This window comes from Opitutaceae bacterium (assembly GCA_041395105.1).
Classification (GTDB): Bacteria; Verrucomicrobiota; Verrucomicrobiia; order Opitutales; family Opitutaceae; genus B12-G4.
The window spans coordinates 156,927-177,816 of sequence record JAWLBB010000004.1 but is presented as its reverse complement, the minus strand read 5'-3'; the positions used below and the strand labels follow the sequence as shown (position 1 = coordinate 177,816).

Sequence of the window (20,890 nt, the reverse complement as noted above, 5' to 3'; positions counted from 1 at the left end):
TTAGGAAATGTTCTTTACGGGGATCTGACATTTCCGGTTTCTCCTGCCATGCCACACCAACTGAACGACTCAAGACGATGCCCGGTTTCCGACCTGATCTCGAAAACCTCAGTGCCTCAGGGTGTTGCGAATGAACCGGAGGGCTTCCTCAGGCGTGTTGGCGTCGAGGACGGCTCGTCGATTACTCTCAAGATGACTGAATCGCGCCACCTCCGCCATGGTTCCCAGATGTCCTTCAGAATCCCCGTGCGGACTGAGAATCAGGAAGACGAGGTGTATTCTCTCATCCGTGCCGGGCCGCGACATCCCCCCCCTGATCCGAGCCACCACGCACAGGCGGTCATTCAATTCCTCGACGTAGGCATGGGGCACGGAAACTCCGTGGCCAATCGTCGTGGGAAAGAGCCGCTCCCGCTCCTCCAGACTGTCGTGCAGGATTCCGGCATCGATCGCCGAATTGAGGGCGACCACGTGGGCGACCAGTTGATCGTAGAGGTCTTCCATTGAGTCCGGCTCCAGATCGACAATATCCCCGGCTTCCAGTGATCGGTCGAGGAAACCGCTGGTGCGGACCAGGTGCAGGCAGCGGTCATCGGGCTTCAACGCGTAGTCGTCGACCATCCAGAATTCCGGGAGGATCTTCCCTCCGCGAACAACCGCGAGGTTGGTTCCCGGTGGATCCGCCCGCGTCTTGTCGGCATCAAGGGAGGACAGGATCGCATCCCCTCGAGAGAGTTCGGCGCTGACGAGGGATGGATGGGGTATCCCGCTCAGGATGACCCGCCCGTGGCGGGTCACCTTCCGGGCGTCGGTCGGCACGGTCTGGGCCCAACGGAAGAGGTGGTCCCGAGGCACCACATGTGACCAGCGCTGACATATCAACTCGTTCAATTCAATATTGTCGGTCAGGGCGAGGATATAGCCCACGCTCTGCAGCTCATCCAATTCGTCGACGATATCACTGGCGAGGGCGTCCTCCCGAATCACTTCAAGATTCTCCCGCCGGGCGGCCGCGGCGGTCCGGGGGTTGTTGTCGATCAGCCAGGCACTCAGGCCGGCCTCCTTGTGAATGAAGCGGGCAAAGGCCCGGCCCAACTCATGCGCTCCACAGATCAGCCAGTCGGCGGCCGGCGGCCGTGTAACCCGAAGCAGGCGGGCGACCCAGCCGGCGGTAAAGCCCTGGACGACAACCGTGGCGACAATCACCGAGTAGGTCACGGTCTCCAGCATGGCGGCACTGCCTTCCCGACCACCCGAGGCGAGGGCGATGCTGAAGAGCGAAGCCATCGAGGCGGCCACGATCCCGCGTGGCGCCACCCAGGAAAGAAAGGCTTTCTCCTGCCAGCGAAGGCCGCTTCGCCAGGTGGAGGCGAGGACGTTGAGCGGCCGTATCACGAAAATGACGATGAGAACGAGCAGAAGCCCCGGCAGGCCGAAATCGATGAACTGATTCAACTCCAGCCGCGCTGAAAGCAGGATGAAAAGGAGGCCGATGAGCAATTCGGTGACCTCCCCCTTGAATTGGCGGATCTCCCGCAGTTCGACCGGATGCTTCCACCCGATGACCAGACCGGCGACGGTGACGGAGAGCAGGCCCGCTTCGGACATGATGGCTTCAGTCAAACCGAAAAGCAGAACAGCCGAGGCAAGGGCAAACCCGTTGATCAAACCTTCGGGCACAACCCGGCGCCGGATCAGTATGTAGATGAAATAGCCGCCGAGCAGACCCAGGGTGAGTCCCGAGACAATCCGGATGGCGAAATTGCGGATCGCCATCGCTTCCTCGCCGGCCACGACCCATTCAAAACAAAGAATCGCGAGAAACACACCGATCGCGTCGATCAGGACGCCCTCCCAGTGGAGGATGCTGTGCAATCGCGCTTCGACCTTGATCCGCTTCAGGATCGGGACAATCACGGTCGGACCGGTCACGACGATCAGACTGGCCACGAGCAGTGAGAATGACGGAGGCGTTCCGAAGATGGCCCATACCGCCAAGGCTCCTCCCAGCCACGTGATGACCACACCGACGGTAAGCAACCGCCGGATGACAATGGAGCCCTGGAAATAGCCGTGCAGGTCCAGAGTGAGGCCGCCCTCGAAGAGGATGAGAGCGACCGAAAGAGAAACCACCACCGGCAGAAAGGGCCCCAGGGAATCGGGTTGGACCACCCCCAGACCCTCGGGGCCGAGAATGACACCACCGAAAAGAAGAAGGACGATCGTCGGCAGCCCAAGTCGCCTCGAAACGAGTATCAGTCCCATGCCGGCCGATAAGGCGAGACAAAGGGTCAACAGGACATCGTTGTGGATGGGTATCTCCAAAGCAGAAGAGGGCTCAGACCATCAGGCGGAGGCCGTCAAAGGCCAGACGCACCGTGTCCGGGAGCCCCGCCTCGACCGTTTCATGATCCACGGTATGGGTCAAGTGGGTGAGGAAATTCAGCGGTGCCCCGATCGCGTCCGCCACCTCGGAGGCCTCGTCGATGGACATATGGGTGGGATGGGGCTCCTGACGCAGACCGTCGAGGACAACCACCCCTGCCCCCCGGGCCAGTCTCCGCGCTTCCGGTCCGACCTCCTTGCAGTCCGTGTAATAGGCCAGACAGGAACCCGAACCTCGCTCCTCGAAGATCAGGCCGAGAACTTCCACCCGGCCGTGTGGCAAGAGAACGCTGGTGATCGTGCCGACACCCAGATCGAGAACCGGAGGCATCTCGTGGAGGACAAAGGCCGGATAGCCGCGGTAGGCCGGCCTGGCGCCGATGGCATAGGGATAGATCGACCGCACGCGGGCGAGAGCCTCTGATGTGCCGTAGACGGGAATACCTTCGCCGCTGCGACGGTCGCAGAAGCGGCGAAGATCATCCATCCCGAGAATATGATCGGCGTGTCCATGAGTCAGGACAAAGACATCGACCTCAGGAATCGAATTGCGAAGGCACTGCTCCCGGAACTCCGGAGCGGCGTCCACCTGTATGTGCAGACCGCCCATGACCACGTGCACGCTCGTCCGCGACCGCCGGTTCCGGGGATCCGACGACCGGCAGATCGCGCAATCGCAAGCAATCATCGGGACGCCCTGCGACGTCCCCGTTCCCATGAAGATGAGTTCCATCGCCAGGAAGCGTCGAAGGTCCGACCGTCCCTGTCGAAAGCACTTTCTTCACGGCAGGTGACAATCCGATGAAGGCGAACCGCCCCGATCGCAGTGGCAAAAAAAAGGGGCGTCCCCTCGGACGCCCCTTTGCATTGGAATGTATTCTCCGGACTGTCGGCAGACTCAGTAGCCCATGCCGCCCATGCCGCCCATTCCACCCATGTCACCGCCGGCCGGAGCCGGTTCCTTCTTTTCGGGAAGCTCGGTGATCATGCATTCGGTGGTCAGGAGCAGACCGGCGATCGACGAGGCGTTCTGCAGCGCCGTGCGGGTGACCTTGGTCGGGTCGACGACGCCGGCCTTGACGAGGTCCTCGTAGACATCGGTAGCCACGTTGTAGCCCATGTTGCCCTTCTCGGCGAAGATCCTCTGGACAACGACCGAACCCTCGACCCCGGCATTGGTGCAGAGGTGACGGAGCGGGAACTCGACCGCCTTGCGGACGATGGACGCACCGATCTTCTCGTCGCCTTCCAGCTTGAGCTTCTCGATCGCATCGATGCAGCGGATCAGAGCGACACCGCCACCGGGGACGATACCTTCCTCAACCGCAGCGCGGGTCGCATGCAGGGCATCCTCCACGCGGGCCTTCTTCTCCTTCATGTCCGGCTCGGTGGCCGCACCGACATTGATGACGGCCACACCGCCGGCGAGCTTGGCGAGACGCTCCTGGAGCTTCTCCCGGTCGTAGTCGGAGGTGGTCTCATCGATCTGGCGACGGATCTGCTTGACCCGGCCCTGGATGTCCGCACCCGATCCACCGCCTTCGACGATGGTGGTGTTCTCCTTGTCGATCGAGATGCGCTTGGCCCGGCCGAGATCACTCAGCTGAACGTTCTCCAGCTTGATGCCGAGTTCCTCGGTGATGCAACGGCCACCGGTCAGGACGGCGATGTCTTCGAGCATGGCCTTCCGGCGGTCGCCGAAGCCCGGAGCCTTGACGGCACAGGCATTGAGGGTGCCGCGGATCTTGTTCACGACGAGAGCGGCGAGAGCCTCGCCCTCGATGTCCTCGGCGATGATCAGGAAGGGCTTGCCAGACTTGGCCACCGACTGGAGGAGAGGAAGCAGGTCCTGCAGATTGCTGATCTTCTTCTCATGGATCAGGATATAGGCATCCTCGAGAATCGCCTCGAGCGTGTCGGTATTGGTGGCGAAATACGGGCTGAGATAACCCTTGTCGAACTGCATGCCCTCGACCACATCGAGGGTGGTCTCGATCGACTTGGCTTCCTCTACCGTGATGGTGCCATCCTTGCCGACCTTGTCCATCGCATCCGCGATGATCTGGCCAATGGCGTCATCCCAGTTGGCCGAGACGGTGGCGACCTGACGGATCTCCTCGCGGTCCTCGACCTTCTTGGAGATCTTCTTGAGCTGGCCGATCGCGGCCTCCACGGCCTTGTCGATGCCGCGCTTCAGGTAGACCGGATTGCATCCCGCGGTCACGTGCCGAAGACCCTCGCGATAGATGGACTCGGCCAGGACCGTCGCCGTGGTGGTGCCGTCACCCGCCAGGTCCGAGGTCTTGGAAGCCACCTCGCGAACCATCTGGGCGCCCATGTTTTCGTAGGGATCGGACAATTCGATCTCCTTGGCCACCGTGACGCCGTCCTTGGTGACGGTCGGTGACCCGAATTTCTTGTCGATGACCACGTTGCGGCCCCTGGGACCGAGAGTGACCTTGACCGCTCTCGAGAGAGTCTCGATACCGCGCAGAAGACTCTGGCGGGCGTTCTCGTCGAACTTAAGTTGTTTGGCTGCCATAATAGAAATGAATGATTGAGGATTGGATGGATAAGGAAACGTCAGGCGATGACGCCGAGAATGTCGTCCTCGCGGACAAGCATGTACTTCTCTTCGTCCAGCTTCACCTCGGTTCCGCCGTACTTGCTGATCAGAACCTTGTCACCGACCTTGACCTCAAAGGCCTGGACCTTGCCTTTGTCGTCCTTCTTGCCGGTCCCAAGGGCGATCACTTCAGCCTGTTGGGGCTTCTCCTTGGCCGAATCAGGGATGATGATTCCGCCGCGGGACTGCTCGGCCTCATCTTCGATATACTTCACGAGGACCCGGTCCCCGATTGGTTTTATTTTTGCACTCATTTATGTTGTTCAGTGGGTTTGGTTAGATACTGAATACGCTCGTATTCGAAATTTCAGGACTTCTTGTCGTCGTCGACGACCTCAAAATCCGCGTCGACCACATCGGGATCGACCTTGCGGGGTCCGGAGGCTCCGGCCGATTCCGGACCGGCCCCGGCGGCGCCTCCGGTTTGGGCATCGGCGTTCCCGGCTCCGGCCGCAGCCGCGGCCTGATAGAGATCCGCGCCAACCTTGCTCAGCTTCTCCATGGCCGCCTTCATCTTCTCGGTGTCCTTGCTCTCCAGGTCCTTCTTGGCCTCGGCCACGGCCGCCTCGATCGGCGCCTTTTTGTCCGCGGGCAGCTTGTCCCCGGACTCCTTCAGAAGCTTCTCCAGCTGGTAGATGGTGGAGTCGAGCTGATTGTGGGTCTCGACCGATTCCTTGCGCTTCTTGTCTTCGTCGGCATGGAGTTCGGCTTCCTTGGTCATCCGGTCGATCTCTTCCTTGTTCAGGCCGGACGAACCGGTGATGGTGATCTTCTGGTCCTTGCCCGTACCCATGTCCTTGGCGGACACGTTGAGGATACCATTCGCGTCGATGTCGAAGGTGACTTCGATCTGCGGGACCCCGCGCGGGGCCGGCGGAATGCCGTCGAGGTGAAAAGTACCCAGGATCTTGTTGTCGTTGGCCATCGGGCGCTCGCCCTGGAGAACCTTGATTTCGACCGAGGGCTGGTTGTCGCTGAAAGTCGAGAAGGTCTGGGCCTTGCGGGTCGGGATGGTGGTATTGCGGGGAATCATCGCAGTGGAAACCCCACCGGCGGTCTCGATGCCCAGAGTCAACGGGGTCACATCGAGGAGAAGCACATCGCGCACGTCGCCCTTGAGAACCGCGCCCTGGATACCGGCTCCGATGGCCACGACCTCGTCGGGATTGACTCCCTGATGCGGCGCCTTGCCGGCCAGTTGCTTGGCCAACTCGACGATCTTGGGCATACGGGTCATCCCTCCGACCAGGACGAGCTCATCGATCTGGCTAGGCTCGAGCCCGGCGTCCTTGAGACAGCTCCGGAAGGGAGGCAGGGTCCGCTCGGACAGCGATTCACAGATCTGCTCAAGCTTGGACCGGGTCAGCTGAAGATTCAGGTGCTTGGGACCGGACGCATCCGCGGTGATGAACGGAAGATTGATGTCGACCGTCATGGCCGATGAAAGGGCGATCTTCGCCTTCTCGGCTTCCTCCTTCAGACGCTGCAGGGCCATCGGATCCTTGCGCAGGTCGATGCCGTTCTCGCTCTTGAAGGTATCCACCAGCCAGGTGATGATGGCGTTGTCCCAGTTGTCTCCGCCGAGGTGGGTGTCGCCATTGGTCGCCTTGACCTCAAAAACGCCGTCACCGATCTCGAGGATCGAGATGTCGAAAGTGCCGCCGCCGAGATCGTAGACCGCAATCTTCTCCTCGGCCTTCTTGTCCAGACCATAGGCGAGCGACGCGGCGGTCGGCTCATTGATGATGCGCAGGACGTCGAGTCCGGCGATTTTCCCGGCATCCTTGGTCGCCTGACGCTGAGAATCGTTGAAGTAGGCCGGAACAGTGATGACCGCCTGAGTGATCTTTTCGCCCAGGTAAGCCTCGGCATCGGACTTCAGCTTCGCCAGAATGAACGACGAAATCTGCTGCGGGGAAAACTGCTCGGTCTTGTCACCGACTTTCACCTCGACCCAGGCATCTCCATTCTTGGCCTCCACCACCTTGAACGGCAGGGAAGCGGCTTCCTCCCGGACTTCACCAAACTTGCGACCGATCAGTCGCTTGGCCGAAAATACGGTGTTCTGGGGATTGGTGATCGCCTGACGCTTGGCGGCCTGGCCGACCAGACGCTCGCCTGACTTGGTAAATGCGACGACTGAAGGTGTGGTCCGCGCACCCTCAGCATTCGGAATCACGACGGGCTCACCACCCTCCATGACCGACATACACGAATTGGTTGTTCCTAAATCAATGCCAATAACACGGCTCATATACCATTCTCATTGCAGTCGGCGTGCCACCCATTTCGCTGCAATGCTAACCAATTATCCTTCAATCGTTTAAATTAGTCATCCGGCAACTGTGGGAAACGACTCCGCCATCCGCATGGGACGGGATGTCTCACCTGCGCGTCATCCACGGCAACGAGTGGGGCACCCTGTCCCGCCACTTTCTTGCCGAAGCCGGGACCCTGCGATTGGCCGTTGAGGGATGGACCGGATGCTGCCATACAGCAGGCTCAGGAATGCCGAGAAATGCCCGAAGGTATCTGGAGCGAATACCGCAGTTCCGATCAGCTCAACCGTCAGCCACAGATCGGTCGGATCAATTGCCTGGTCCCGGCTAAGTGCAGACCGCCATTGCACTGCCGGATCGGCGCGGTATGTTCCTGGTTCATACTGCATGAAAATCGGTCTACCCAAAGAGATCCCTGTCATGACCCTGCCGGGAACGGTCCTCTTCCCGCACACCCTGCTCCCCCTGCACATCTACGAGCAGCGATACCGACGCATGCTCGAAACCATCCTCACGGCCGAGCGCATCTTTGCGGTGGCCGCACTCGACCGCAAGGCGGCCCTTCACCCGGATGCGTTCGAACCCTCCTGCGGAGTGGCCACCGCCGGACTCATCCGGATGTGCCAGACCAACGAGGACGGCACCTCGAACCTGCTCCTTCAGGGGTTTGCCAGGATCCAGATCGACGAGGTCGTCCAGGAATCGCCCTACCGGGTCATCCGAGTTCGCCCGTTGAGGACCGTCTCGGGAGCCAAAGCCGAGACCCTGGCCTCGCTCCGTCGTGAGTTGATCCAATTGGTCAAATCCAAGATTCGTCTCGGCGCCCGGGTTCCGGATGAAATCCTCCAGATGTTGGGTCATATTGACGACCCTGATGCGATCTCGGATCTCGCCGCCTACACCCTCTGCGACGACGACAGCCTGAAGCAGGCCCTGCTGGAAAATCCCAGCACCAAGGACCGACTCCTCATCATCATCAAGCAGATGCGGGCGGACCTCGCCCTTCTCCATCTCAGCCGCAAACTCCAGGGCGGACTCGACGAGAACCAGATCGCCGACAATTAGCGGAAGGAAGGGTTCGGGATAACGCGACCTCCGGGTCGACCGAGAATGGCCTGGTCAAGAATCTCCCGGAACTGACGATAACTGCGTCACTGGCCGAATGACTCCCATCCGGCTCCTGTTTGCCTACCCAACCCCCAGAACGCATGAAATCACCGAAATACGTCCTCGCCACCCTTCTCGCGACCAGCCTCCTGTCCGTCTCCTTCGGCGGCGGCTACCTGAAACTGGGGGATATCAAGGGTGAGTCCACCGATTCCGCTCACAAGGATTGGATCGAAGTTCTTTCAGTCTCCGGTCTGAGTGAAGATTCGACCCGCGATCATTCCTCCGGCATGGCCACGGGAAAGCGCCAGCACAAACCAATCACGATCACCCACGAGATCGACAAATCCACACCCAAGCTGGCAACAGGTGCGTCGTTCGGATCCTCAGTTTCCATCTCGTCCAACGGGAAGCTTTACCAGATCGAAGGCGCCCGGATCGCGTCGGTCACCCGCGAGGGCACGATCGAGACAATCACCCTGACCTGCACCTCAATCACGGCCGTCCAGGAGGGACAACACATTCCGTCCGCGCAATTGCCAGCCGCCGCTCCTGCCACCAAGAGCGCCCCCGCTCCAAAGGCTGCACCGGCCCAGGACTACAACTCCTCCCGATCGAACAGCTGAGCCAGCGACCATCCTGAAGGACTCCGGTCCCCGGGCAGGCAGGATTTGCACTTGCCACCCGCCCGTCCCTTGCCGCAAATACCGTCTTTCTGTCGCCGGGATAGCTCAGTTGGTAGAGCAATGCTTTCGTAAAGCATGGGTCGTCGGTTCGAGTCCGATTCCCGGCTCCAGTCTTCTCAAGACGAAAGAGGTCCGGACCCCATGTGTTCGGGTTCCTGAAGTCGACCCCGACTGCGTCCCGACTGCAGGGATTCACGTCGCAAAGAGAACCGGGTTTGGCGGTGTCAAGAGGGTCAGCACGTGGGCGGCGCCAGAAGGGCGGCGACGGACTATGGTCAGGCAGGTTGGTGATTCTGAAGAATTCCTCCCGGCAACACCACGGAATTATCCAATGCTCCCTTAATCCGGAAGCCGTCGATCCGTTGAACAGAAAGGCGGCCTGCGACCTCATCCGAATCGGGTCGCCCGACCCATTTCAACCATGTCCAGACCGCGATCACCCAAAGCCACGGTTCACCCAATACGCGATGCCTTTGCGGTATCCGCATTCGTCTTCATTGCCGCTGCCGCGGCCATCGGGTGGCTGACTCTCCGCGCCCACGACGCCCAACTGACCGCGGTTCGCAACGACCTCGCCCGGATGGCACGGGTTGCGGCGTCGACGATTGACGGAGACAAAATGAAGGAACTGCGGCGCCCGGAGCAGCAGAACAGCCCCGAATACAAGGAGGCGCTCGCCCCCCTGGTCGCCTTTCACCGGACCGTCCCCGAACTCTTCTATGTCTATACGGTGATCCTGAAGAACGGTTCGCCCCGGTTTGTGCTCGATACCGCCATGGATCAGCAGGCTCTCGGTTTTGACCGCGAGATGGAGGCCTCCGAGCTGATGGAAGCCTACGACGACGCCGATCCCTTCATGATCAGGGCCCTCACCCAAGGGCGGGTTGAGACCACAGATACGCTCTATTCCGACTCCTACGGAACCTTTCTGAGCGGCTTTGCCCCGATCCGTGACCGGGCGAACAACCTCGTTGGCGTCGTTGGAGTCGATCTGGAGGTCTCCGATTTCCAGGCCAGGATGCGTGGGATTGAGATTGCCGCGATCGGGTCGGGAGCCATCTCCGCCCTCATCGCCGCCCTTGTCGGATTTCTCGTCGGCTACGTCCGGCATCGCGCCCGGCAGGCTGATGAACGCCGCACTTTCGCGGAGACCCGCAACGATGAACTGATTGCAGAACTTAAGGAAAATATCGACCTGATCCGCGAGGCGGCCGAGGTCAACCGCAAGCTGATCGAAGCCAAGGAATTCGACAGCGCCATCCCTGAGGTCCTCCGGATGATCGGCACCAGTTACGAAGTCGACCGCGCCTATATCTTCCGCCGGCACCCCCACCCGGTGAGCGGCCGACCGGCCGCCACCCAGCTCTTTGAATGGTGTCGCGAAGGAGTCTCCACCGAACTCAACAACCCGACGACGGTGGACATTGATCTCGAAGCCAACGGCATGGCCGGATGGATCACCGAGTTCGACGCCGGCCGGGACATCGCCGCGCACACCAGGGACCTCCCTGAAGCGGCCCAGCGCATTCTCAGTGCCCAGCAGATCGCCACGGTCCTGCTGACGCCGATCATGGTCAACCAGACCTGCTGGGGGTTCATCGGCTTTGATCAGTGCAACGAGGAGCGCACCTGGACACCCGAGGAGCGGGCCATCTTTTCCAACACCGTCGATGCCCTCGGCACCGTTCTCGTCCGGCTCGAGACCGAGAATCGCCTCACGGAGAGCCGCAACCTTCTGGATGGTGTCCTCGCGGCGTCGGTTGATGGCATTCTTGCCTTCAGGAGCCTGCGTTCAGAAGACGGCAGAATTGCCGATTTCGAGCTGGTCCTCGCCAACCCGGCATCCCGGACGATGGTCCAGTCCGGCTGTCCGCTCGAACCCGGCACGCCGATCACTTCCCTGCTCTGCAGCGCCGTCAAGGAAAGCCTGCTTCCACACCTCATCAAGGTGGTCGAGAACGGCACACCCTACACGGTCGAGTACCAGAAACCTGCCGAAGGCGACCCACAATGGATCCGCCTGACCGCCACCCAGCTCGACGACGGGGTCACCCTTACGCTTTCCGACATCTCCCGGGCCAAGCAGGCCACCAATGAGATCATCCGAGCCAAGGATGCAGCCGAGGCGGCCGACCGGGCCAAGAGTGAATTCCTCGCCGTCATGAGCCATGAGATCCGGACCCCGATGAACGGCGTCATCGGCTTCACCAATCTCCTTCTCGAAACCAACCTCGACAGCAGCCAGCGGGAGTATGTCGGAACGATTCACCAGTGCGGGGACTCCCTGCTCACCCTGATCAACGATATCCTCGATTTCTCCAAGATCGAGGCAGGACAGGTCGAACTGGAATCCAACCCCGTCAGCCTGGCGAAATGTGTCGACGACGTGATCTACCTGAACAAACAGACCGCTGCCTCGCGTTCGCTGAAGCTGAAAACCGAGGTCGGTCCCGACTTACCCGAATTCGTCTTTGCCGATTACCACCGGCTCCGTCAGATCCTGGTCAACCTGGTCGGCAATGCCGTCAAGTTCACCAAGGAGGGCTCCGTCACCGTCAAGGTGAGCCGGGACTCCGGGAATTCCTGCCAGGACGGTTCCGTCCCGATACGGTTCAAGGTCGTTGATACCGGTATCGGAATACCGGAAGACAAGCTGTCCAAGCTCTTCAAACCGTTCAGCCAGGCCGATTCGTCCACCACCCGCCGCTACGGTGGCACCGGACTGGGCCTCGCCATCTGCCGTCGCCTCGTGGAACTGATGCACGGGGAAATCAGCGTGCACAGCGATGCCGGCACCGGTTCCACCTTCAGCTTCTCGATTCCCCTTGATCCCGTCCCCACAGAAACCGGCAGCACCACTCAGGAAAAGACACCTGAGATCAAGCCGGCCTCCGATCGCGATTTCGCCGTCGACCACCCGCTGAGTATCCTCATCGCCGAGGACAATCGGGTGAACCAGCAGCTGATCCGTCTGGTTCTCTCCCGCATGGGCTACCAGCCGGATATCGCGCCCGACGGCCGTGTCGCCACCGAGGCCGCCGGCGCCCGACCCTATGACGTCATCCTGATGGACATTCAGATGCCGGAGGTGGACGGGTGCGAAGCGACACGAAGGATTCGGGAACGGGAGAAGAATCGGTCCGAGGCGGGTGATCCCACCCAACCGTCCTATATCATCGCCCTGACCGCCGATGCCATGCAGGGCGATCGCGATCGCTGCATCCAGGCCGGGATGAACGACTACCTCTCCAAACCTCTGCGGGCTCCGGAACTTCGGGCGGCCCTCGAACGGTGTTGGGCGGAAAGACGACGCAAGCAGCCGGAAGCAGACACCCTGCCTCCCGAAAACCTCGAGGACGATTGGATGATTCCCCTGGCCGACGAGTCGGGCATCGAAAGCGAGAAGCTCGACTGACCCGACAATTCATCCTTGCCGGTGAGGCCCGGGTGGATTCAAGTCTGCGGCCGTGTCCAAGCCGTTCGCGATCGGAGTCTTCGCCCTGACCGGGCTGTTTTTTGCCGCCTTCTTTGGGTGGCCGATCATCCAGATCCTCCAGGGCGGCTTCACCAATGCCAACGGGGACCTCACCCTTGCCTATGTTTTCGAGATCTTCACCGATCCGATCTATCTCGAAGGTCTCCGCAATGCCTTTGTCCTCGCCGTCTTCTCGACCCTGCTGACCTTTCTCATCGCGGTCCCGCTCGCCTTCGTTTCCGACCGGTTCCTTTTCCCGGGCAAGCAGCTCCTCTCCGCCTTCATCCTGGTCCCGATGATCCTGCCCCCTTTCGTCGGGGCCATCGGCATCCGACAGATCTTCGGGCAATACGGCGCCCTCAACGCCCTTCTGCAGCAACTCGGGTTGATGGCCGAGGGTGCCACCTTCGACTGGCTCGGCGCCAACCGTTTCTGGGGCATCGTCCTGCTCAATGCCCTGCATCTCTACCCGATTCTCTACCTGAACGTCCTGGCGGCCCTCGCCAATGTCGATCCGGCCATGGAGGAAGCGGCCGAGAACCTCGGCTGCACCGGCTTCCGCCGGTTCTTCAAGATAACCCTCCCCCTGATCCGCCCGGGCGTCTTCGCCGGCGGCACCATCATCTTCATCTGGTCGTTCACCGAATTGGGGGTCCCCCTCATCTTTGACTACACCCGGGTCACCCCGGTCCAGATTTTCTACGGGCTGAAGGATATCGGCGGGAGTCCCTTTCCCTACGCCCTCGTCGCCGTCATGATGATCAGTTCCGTCCTGCTCTACGCGATCGGAAAGGGTCTCTTCGGACGAACCGGGCATGCCATGATGGCCAAGGCGACGAGCACGGGAGGTCCCCGCGACCCAGGTCTCGGCCGGGCCCTCTTCTGCAGCGGTCTCTTCGGCCTGATCACCTTTCTCGCCGTCCTGCCCCATATCGGGGTCATCCTGGTGGCCTTCTCGTCCGACTGGTACGGCACGATCATTCCCGAGCACTTCACCCTTCAGAATTTCGACCTCGCCCTCGGACACGACCTGACCGTTCCGGCCATCGCCAACAGCCTGAAATTCGCCGGCCTCTCGACCGTCGTCGACATCTTCCTCGGCATTTCCATCGCCTACGTGGTCGTCCGCACCCGCCTGCCCGGCCGCCACCTCCTCGATGCCATGGCCATGATGCCCCTGGCCGTCCCCGGTCTGGTCCTCGCCTTCGGCTACCTCGCCATGAGCCAGGAGGGCCGTTTCTTCAGTTTCCTCGATCCGACGGAAAACCCGACCGGTCTGCTCATCATCGCCTATGCGGTGCGCCGACTGCCCTACGTGGTCCGCTCCTGCGTGGCCGGCTTCCAGCAGACGAGCGAGACCCTCGAGGAGGCGGCCCAGAACCTCGGCGCCCCGCCGCTCAAAGCGACCATTCGCATCACCCTCCCCCTCATCACGGCCAATATCATGGCGGGCGGACTGCTCGCCTTTTCCTTCGCCATGCTCGAGGTATCCGATTCATTGATACTGGCCCAGAAACAGGCCTACTACCCGATCACCAAGGCCATTTTCGAACTCTTCCAGCTCCTCGGCGACGGACGCTTCCTCGCCTCCGCCCTCGGCGTCTGGGCCATGGTCTTCCTCGCGGTCACCATCGGCGGCATGTCCCTGCTACTCGGCCGCAAGCTCGGCGCCATCTTCCGGATCTAGCGACCCGCCCCTCTTCGGCTTCAAACCGCAGGGTCGACGAACTGAGATCCATCGCGCAGTGCCGTCACCTGTATGGCCTGGCGCCGGTACGGGCAGACGGCCAAGGGAGCGTGATCGATTTCATTGCCAAATCTGGCTATTCTGTTGAGCGGTAAGCTCACAGCGACGACACTCGCAAGAGAAACGCCGCAGAATACGCCGCGATATTGGTGTCCGCTTTTGCAGCAAGTGATACAAGCAGCAGGCAATACGCCCGGGCAGCAGGTTGCCGTTTTCAGACTCCGATCTGCACGGAGCGGAAGTGAAGTTCCTGCTGAGGGCACCGACGATTTCCGGCTTCAGATCGTTCCAGAGCCGGGGACGCCGTCACTCTTCATGGGAGGCATCGAACAGTTGGATGCCCATGCGCTCTGCCCGTTCCCTCCATTTCCGTCGGGCAAATTCCCGCATATCCACGACTTGGTCCGACTCATCGACGATCTCCAGGCCAAGGAGGGTCTCGATAAGATCTTCATTGGTCACCAATCCCGATACTGTGCCGTACTCGTCGACCACAAGAGCGATCTGTTCATTGTGGTCCAGCAAGTCCCGAAAGAGGGTGGATAAGGAAGCCCGGGCGGAGACAATCCTGATCGGACACTTGATATCCGAGATCAAAGTCGAGTGCCGATCAAAGGCCACTTCCTCCAGTATCCGCTGCTTGAGCACATAGCCTGTGATATCGTCGTAGTCTTCCGCATGAACGAGGATACGCGAAAACCGAATGACGGACCCATCCTTGATTACGTCGCCGCAGGTCATCGATTCGGGCACCTTGGCGGCGACGGTCCGCGGAGTGGTGATGTCTTCCACGCGTATATTGGGAAATCGAAGCAGGTTGCGGATCATGGTGCTTTCACTTTCACCAATCACACCTTCCTTGACGCTGAGCTGGGCCAAGGTCACCAGTTCATCGCGGTTCATGATCGCTTCGGTCTTTCCCTTTGGTTTGAAAAAATCGGTCAACTGTTCCGAAATCCAGACGAGAGGCAGCAGACCGACAATGAGAAGCTCGCAACCCACGGCTGTGATGCCCGCCAGCCGCTTCCAGTAAACGGCTCCGAGAGTCTTGGGAATGATCTCGGAAACAAAAAGAATGAGCAACGTGAGAACAGCGGAAATGATGCCGAAATATCCGTGACCGAAGATCGCTGCGGCCTGGGCCCCCACCCCGGCAGCTCCCACCGTATGGGCAATGGTATTGAGCGACAAGATGGCCGCCAGGGGGCGATCGATATCGCCCTTGAGCCGGGCCAGCCGCCTACCGGTCTTCGCTCTCCTGCCATCCAACGTTCTTACGAAGGAGGGCGGTATCGAGAGAAGGCATGCTTCCAGGACCGAGCAGAGAAACGAGACCCCCAATGCAAGAAGAAGGTAGAAGATCAGTAGAGCCATTGAACAATCACCATTGCGGGTCCGCATCTCCTCTCGGGAAGAAGAATCGAACCCTGGATTTTGGATCACAGCCTGAACGCATTGGACGTCAAAGCAAGACACGTCAGGCCGTGACTCTCGGCAGTTTCGCTCCCCGGCTCTGTCAGGAGTCAAGGCCCGACACCGTCCATCTCATTGCGAACGCGCATGGCGAGCGCAACGACCAGCACGGCGGCGCCGAGGGCGAGGGAGAAACCGTAGTAGCGACCCTCCTCGTGGAGGGACAACGACGTGACCAGGACCGGGGCGAACCCGCCAAGGATGCGCCCCAGGTTGTAGGCCGCCCCGGAAAGAGCCGTCCGGTAGTCGCTGAACATCTCATTGAAAAAGGCTCCCATCAAGCCGAAGGGGATACCGTTGAACAGGGGTAGCGCCAGGGCGAAGGCATACTGCCGGAGCGGCCAGTTCGACCATTGGGCAAAGACGGAGAGTCCGGCCAGCAATCCTGCATAGAGGATCATGGCCGGGCGCACCCCGGCCCGTCGGACCAGGGCGGCGCCGAGAAGCATGCCCGGAGCCACATTCAACCAGAAGAGCATGGTGAAGAGCGTGCTCTGCGGGAGTTCCTTGACCACGAAGAGATTCACCGTCCCGCTGGCGATGGAAAACCCGGCCAGGAGCAGGCAGACGAAAAAAGGTCCACGGGATCGGAAGAGGACCCGAAAGAGCGATCCGCTACTCCTTGGCTCACCCGACGGTCGCACCAGCGATCGGAACCGTATCAGCGACAGCACCACGATCGGGATGAGGGACAGCGCAAAGAGTCCCCGCCAGCCGACCGAAGGTAGGGCGTACGATTTCATCGCCCAGGCCAGGAGTCCCCCGAGAATGGAAAACTGCAGGAGCGCCGAAAACAGGTAGCGGCGTTTTCCGTGGATATTCTCGGCCATGTAGGTGTGGCTGATCCCCCACTCTCCCCCCAGGGCCATCGACGCCAGCAACCGGAAGAAGATCAGGCTGCCGGTATTCCAGGACAGGCTGAGTCCGGCAATCCCGAGAAGGTAGACGATCAGGACGACGATCAGGAGCCGGCGGCGGCCGAGGCGGTCGGCCAGGTAACCGAAGAGAAGAGCCCCCAGTCCCACCCCGGCAAGGCCGACGAACTGTGACAGGTCGCGTTGCCCGACCGACATGGCAAAAGCGTCCGCCAGCACCCGATCAAGGTAGACGAAGAGGTAGAGGTCGTAGTAGTCGAAGAACAGCCCGATAAAGGCCGTCCAGTAGACTCGTGCCGCCGATTCGCGCATTCGATGGGTCGGAGCTTGGCGGTCGGGCCGGTTCCGACTCAGGCCGGGCCGCTGGCCGAGCCGACCCGGGTGGCGACATCGCGGTAGCCGATATCCGACGCATAAACCTGCTTGAAGGCGGTCGTTGCCTCGTCGGTCCGGCCGGCCGCCTCATGACACAGACCCAGATGGTAGACGACATGCTTCTTCAGGTCGTCCATGACCGGGAGGGCCGCCCTGGCGGCCTCATATTGGGCCAGGGCCAGATCGGTCAAACCCTTCCCATAAAAACAATCCGCCAGACCGGCGGTCGCCTGTACCCGGTAAGCTCCGACACCCTGGATTTCCTGAAAATGGCGGGCCGCCTCATCAAACTGACCGGCGGACTTGAGCAGGTTGGCCAGCTCAAAACGAAACGAAGCCTCCCGCGGGAATTCCCCGACCAACTTCCTGAACCCGGAGACACGCAGGGCGAAGACTTCGTCCTCGCCGGCCTGCCGTGCCTTCAGCCGGGCCACCTGGAGATCGACCAACCGGCGGGCGAGGGACGGATCGGAGGACCCGGCCCGAAGCTGACGGGCCCGCTCCAGCGCCTCGATGGCCTGATCGAAGTCTCCGCTGTCCTGGTAGGCCCTGACCAATGTGACATGGTGATTGAGCGCTTCGGGATCCCGGGCGATCGCTTCCCTTGATTCGCGGATGATGCGCTGGAGGGTCTCAGCCGGAGTCGCCGAACGGTTCCGCTTTTCCAGATCAATCGCCTGGTCCTCGTCCCGCAGTTTGTCCCGATAGGAACCCGAGCCGGAATCCCATCCACCCTTGTGCAGGGATTGGGTGACGAGGGCCTCTTTCAGCAGATCACGAAAGACTTCATCCTGGGGCCGGCGACGGCTCCATCCTTCGGCGATCTTGAGTGCGTCGCCCGGACGTTCGAGCTGGAGGAGGGTCCGGGAAAGCACGACGGCTGACCGATGATCGTCCGGCCGGGCATCGACCACCGCCTCCAGCGCGAAGATTGCCGTCTCCTTCAGGCCAAGGCGGATCGCCGCGTCTGCCAGGACATGAAGGGCCCTCGGATGGGTGGGGTTCCAACCCAGGACCTGCTCGGAGAGATCCATTGCTTTGGCCGATTGCCACTTCCGGATAAACCCAGCCCAGATGAGGCCGGGATAATGCAGTGCCAGGCGAATCGCGCGCTTGACCGACGACGAAGTTGAAAGGCGCTTGACCTGAGCCGCCCTCAGGAATCGCCGCACGACGAGACATCCGGGTTCCCGCCGCAGGACGTCGCCGAGAAGCCCGATCGCATAGTCCGGGTTGCCGCGCTCAAGGGCATTGCGGGCATACTCGACCTGTTTCTGAAGCCCAGGGTCGAGTTGACTGAGTGGCTTTTCCGGCATCGTAATCCAAGCAGTTTCCTCCTCAGCCGCCTCCGGTCAATCCCTGACCGTCAATTCATTGCGCACCGCGCGCTCCAGCGAAGCCATGACTGCGTCCGCCCGGGCGGGATCAGGCCCCTCGACCAGAAGCCGGATCTTGGGTTCGGTCCCGGAATAACGAAGCAGGATGCGGCCCGACCCACCCAGTATGCGCTCCCCGTCGGCGATGGCCCGGGCCAGCCCGTCCAGGGACTCCAGGGGCGGTTTGGTCTCAACCGTCAGCGCCCGCACCAATTGGGGAAAACGCTTCAGGCAGGTCCGCAGCCGGCTGAGGGGCTGACCTGTCTCAATCATCGCTTCAATCGCCTTGAGGGCGGCCGCCAATCCGTCGCCTGACGGAGATATGTCGAGGAAGATCATGTGCCCGGATGATTCACCACCGATCGAGAAACCACCCTCGAGCATGGATTCGAGGACATAACGATCGCCGACTGAAGTCTGGACCAGATGCCCGCCCCACCCTTCGAGGGCCACCTTCAGCCCGAGATTGCTCTGGACTGTGGCCACCAGGGTCCCGTGCCGAAGGTTTCCTTTGGCCAGGGCCTGCCGGGCCACGATCGCCATCAATTCATCGCCATCGAGAACCGAGCCGGTTTCGTCCACCAGGACGAGACGATCGGCGTCTCCGTCGTGGGCCACTCCGAGATTCGCTCTTTCGCGGATGACCAGCGCGGCCAGCCCCTCCGGGTGCTGACTGCCCACCCCGTCATTGATGTTGGATCCGTCGGGCTCGACGCCGATGGCGGCAACCTCCGCCCCGAGACGTCGAAGCACGTCCGGGGTGGTGGAAACCGAAGCTCCGTGCGCGCAGTCCACCGCGATCCGCCACCCCTTGAGGATCTGCGGAGGCAAAAGCCCGACCAGATGATCCGCGTACAAATCGACCGCCTCCAACCGTTCCGGAGACGGCGAATCGCCCGCCGTCGAAGGAGGTCCATCGGAATCGAGCAGACTCTCGATCGTCAGCTCCTCCTCGTCGCGCAGCTTGGCCCCGGACGGACCGAAGAACTTGATTCCGTTGTCGGTCGCCGGGTTGTGGGAGGCGGTGATGACCACGCCGAACGCGGCGGAAAAGCGGCGCACCGCAAAGGAAACAACCGGAGTGGGCGCCACACCGACCGTCACGACCGTGAACCCCTCGGCCCGGACCCCGGCAGCAACGGCCGCCTCAAGCCCGACCCCGGAGGCCCGGGTGTCCCGGCCAATGACAACCAGGCCAGGGCGTGGTCCGTCGTAGGATTGACCAAAAAAACGGGCGGCCGCGCCACCCAGCCGTCTCGCGAAATCGGGATTGATGAGCGGTCCGCCGACCGGCCCCCGCACACCGTCGGTCCCGAAAAAGCGCCGCTTCATCGGTTCGCGTAAAAGGATTGGGTTCGATCGAGCAGGCGCCTCACTCCCCCGCCGAGGAGCTCATCGCGGGCGATCGCCACTCCCGCCTCAATCGAATCGACCCGTTTGACAATAAAAAGGCCGGTGGCCGCATTCAGCAGAATGGAGTCGATCAGACCGGGGGGGGCCGTGCCCTCGAGGACGCGGTCGAGCAGGGCCAGATTTGCCGACAGGTCGCCACCCGCCAAAGCCTCAACCCCGGAGGCCCGCACCCCCACCTCGCCCGGTTCCGGAAAAACGGTGAACGCCTGAAGCCGGCCAAACCCCGCAACCCGGTTATCGGTTGCCACGGTCAGTTCATCGACACCGCGTCCATCATCCAGGCGACCGTGAACCACCAGCCCGGACTTCAGGCCGAGTTGGTGGAGCGCGCCCGCCAGGACCGGAACCATGCCTTCGCTGAAGACACCCAGAAGTTGGTGGGCGGGGCGGGCCGGATTGATCAGGGGACCCAGGATATTGAAAACAGAGCGACGCCCCTGGCCGGCCAGAGCCTTCCTTACCGGGCCGATCTCCTTGAAAGCCGGATGGAAGGCCGGTGCGAAGAGAAAGACGAACCCGAGCTCGTCCATTGCCGCCCGGAGAAGATCGTCGTCCGCGTCGATCCGGACCCCGAGTGCCTCGAGCAGGTCGGCACTCCCGCACTTTGAGGTGATCGAGCGATTGCCGTGTTTGAGCACGGGAACCCCCGCCGCAGCCAGGACAAAGGCCACCACCGTCGAAATGTTGAAGGTGCCGGACCGATCCCCACCCGTTCCGCAGACGTCGATTGCCCGCTCACTCCAGGAATCGAGGGGAGACGGGCGGGCCATGGAGCGAAAGGCGGACGCGAACCCCGCGATTTCCGCGACGGTCTCGCCTTTCTCCGCGAGCGCGATGAGAAATGCCGCCTTCGTGGCGGCGTCGATTTCCGCCGAGGCCAGTTCGCGGCAGACCCGGTCGATCGAATCCTGTGGAAGCGAGTGACCCTCCTGAAGGGACGGGGTCAGGGTGTCGAGAAGACTCATGGTCGGCAGATCGGGTCAGTTAAGCGGCAAAAAATGGAGCATGTCTCTCTGCAGGGAAAACCTGGATCTGGCAAGGCGACTCTCGTCGACCATCCCGCCGGGACCGCC

The 20,890-nt window shown here is 61.5% G+C and carries 14 protein-coding genes and 1 tRNA gene; 5 read left to right on the top strand and 10 right to left on the bottom strand.

Translation table 11 applies throughout. The features are described 5' to 3' along the window. Positions 1–108 precede the first annotated feature (108 nt). The 5 genes from R3F07_14395 to dnaK form a co-directional block, all read right to left on the bottom strand. Positions 109–2,325, bottom strand: coding sequence for a cation:proton antiporter (locus R3F07_14395; GenBank protein MEZ5277566.1), 2,217 nt, complete (start codon positions 2,323–2,325; stop codon positions 109–111). Positions 2,326–2,338: 13 nt separating this feature from the next. After that, positions 2,339–3,073: an MBL fold metallo-hydrolase gene (locus tag R3F07_14390; protein ID MEZ5277565.1), complete on the bottom strand. Its 735-nt coding sequence runs from the start codon at positions 3,071–3,073 to the stop codon at positions 2,339–2,341. Between the two features lie 210 nt (positions 3,074–3,283). After that, positions 3,284–4,927 (bottom strand): chaperonin GroEL, encoded by a 1,644-nt coding sequence (gene groL, locus R3F07_14385; GenBank protein MEZ5277564.1) that lies wholly within the window; start codon positions 4,925–4,927, stop codon positions 3,284–3,286. A gap of 41 nt (positions 4,928–4,968) precedes the next feature. Further along, a complete protein-coding gene (locus R3F07_14380) occupies positions 4,969–5,265 on the bottom strand; it encodes a co-chaperone GroES (GenBank protein MEZ5277563.1) in 297 nt (98 codons plus the stop codon). Positions 5,266–5,318: 53 nt separating this feature from the next. After that, on the bottom strand, positions 5,319–7,265 hold the full coding sequence (gene dnaK / locus R3F07_14375; GenBank protein MEZ5277562.1) for a molecular chaperone DnaK: 1,947 nt from the start codon (positions 7,263–7,265) through the stop codon (positions 5,319–5,321). Between the two features lie 412 nt (positions 7,266–7,677). Here dnaK and R3F07_14370 point away from each other — a divergent pair, with 412 nt between their 5' ends. From R3F07_14370 to R3F07_14350, 5 genes are all read left to right on the top strand, one after another. Next, the gene (locus tag R3F07_14370; GenBank protein ID MEZ5277561.1) at positions 7,678–8,355 is read left to right on the top strand and encodes an LON peptidase substrate-binding domain-containing protein; all 678 of its coding nucleotides are present in this window, start codon (positions 7,678–7,680) and stop codon (positions 8,353–8,355) included. Between the two features lie 143 nt (positions 8,356–8,498). Then, positions 8,499–9,023: a type VI secretion system tube protein Hcp gene (locus R3F07_14365; GenBank protein ID MEZ5277560.1), complete on the top strand. Its 525-nt coding sequence runs from the start codon at positions 8,499–8,501 to the stop codon at positions 9,021–9,023. Between the two features lie 94 nt (positions 9,024–9,117). After that, positions 9,118–9,193, top strand: a tRNA-Thr gene (locus R3F07_14360). 311 nt (positions 9,194–9,504) lie between these two features. After that, entirely contained in the window at positions 9,505–12,498 is a 2,994-nt protein-coding gene (locus R3F07_14355; protein MEZ5277559.1) for an ATP-binding protein, read from the top strand. A 52-nt stretch (positions 12,499–12,550) separates the two neighbouring features. Beyond that, the gene (locus R3F07_14350; protein MEZ5277558.1) at positions 12,551–14,245 is read left to right on the top strand and encodes an iron ABC transporter permease; all 1,695 of its coding nucleotides are present in this window, start codon (positions 12,551–12,553) and stop codon (positions 14,243–14,245) included. 366 nt (positions 14,246–14,611) lie between these two features. Here the strand turns inward: R3F07_14350 and R3F07_14345 are convergent, their stop codons facing one another. The 5 genes from R3F07_14345 to trpD form a co-directional block, all read right to left on the bottom strand. Further along, the gene (locus tag R3F07_14345) at positions 14,612–15,679 is read right to left on the bottom strand and encodes a CNNM domain-containing protein (GenBank protein MEZ5277557.1); all 1,068 of its coding nucleotides are present in this window, start codon (positions 15,677–15,679) and stop codon (positions 14,612–14,614) included. Between the two features lie 149 nt (positions 15,680–15,828). Then, positions 15,829–16,965 carry an MFS transporter gene (locus R3F07_14340; protein ID MEZ5277556.1) on the bottom strand — a complete coding sequence of 379 codons (1,137 nt, stop codon included), beginning with the start codon at positions 16,963–16,965 and terminating at the stop codon, positions 15,829–15,831. Between the two features lie 38 nt (positions 16,966–17,003). After that, entirely contained in the window at positions 17,004–18,344 is a 1,341-nt protein-coding gene (locus tag R3F07_14335; protein MEZ5277555.1) for a tetratricopeptide repeat protein, read from the bottom strand. Between the two features lie 36 nt (positions 18,345–18,380). Further along, entirely contained in the window at positions 18,381–19,736 is a 1,356-nt protein-coding gene (gene glmM / locus R3F07_14330) for a phosphoglucosamine mutase (protein ID MEZ5277554.1), read from the bottom strand. Then, positions 19,733–20,782 carry an anthranilate phosphoribosyltransferase gene (trpD, locus tag R3F07_14325; GenBank protein MEZ5277553.1) on the bottom strand — a complete coding sequence of 350 codons (1,050 nt, stop codon included), beginning with the start codon at positions 20,780–20,782 and terminating at the stop codon, positions 19,733–19,735. The genes glmM and trpD overlap by 4 nt, the downstream gene beginning before the upstream one ends. Positions 20,783–20,890: the final 108 nt, after the last annotated feature.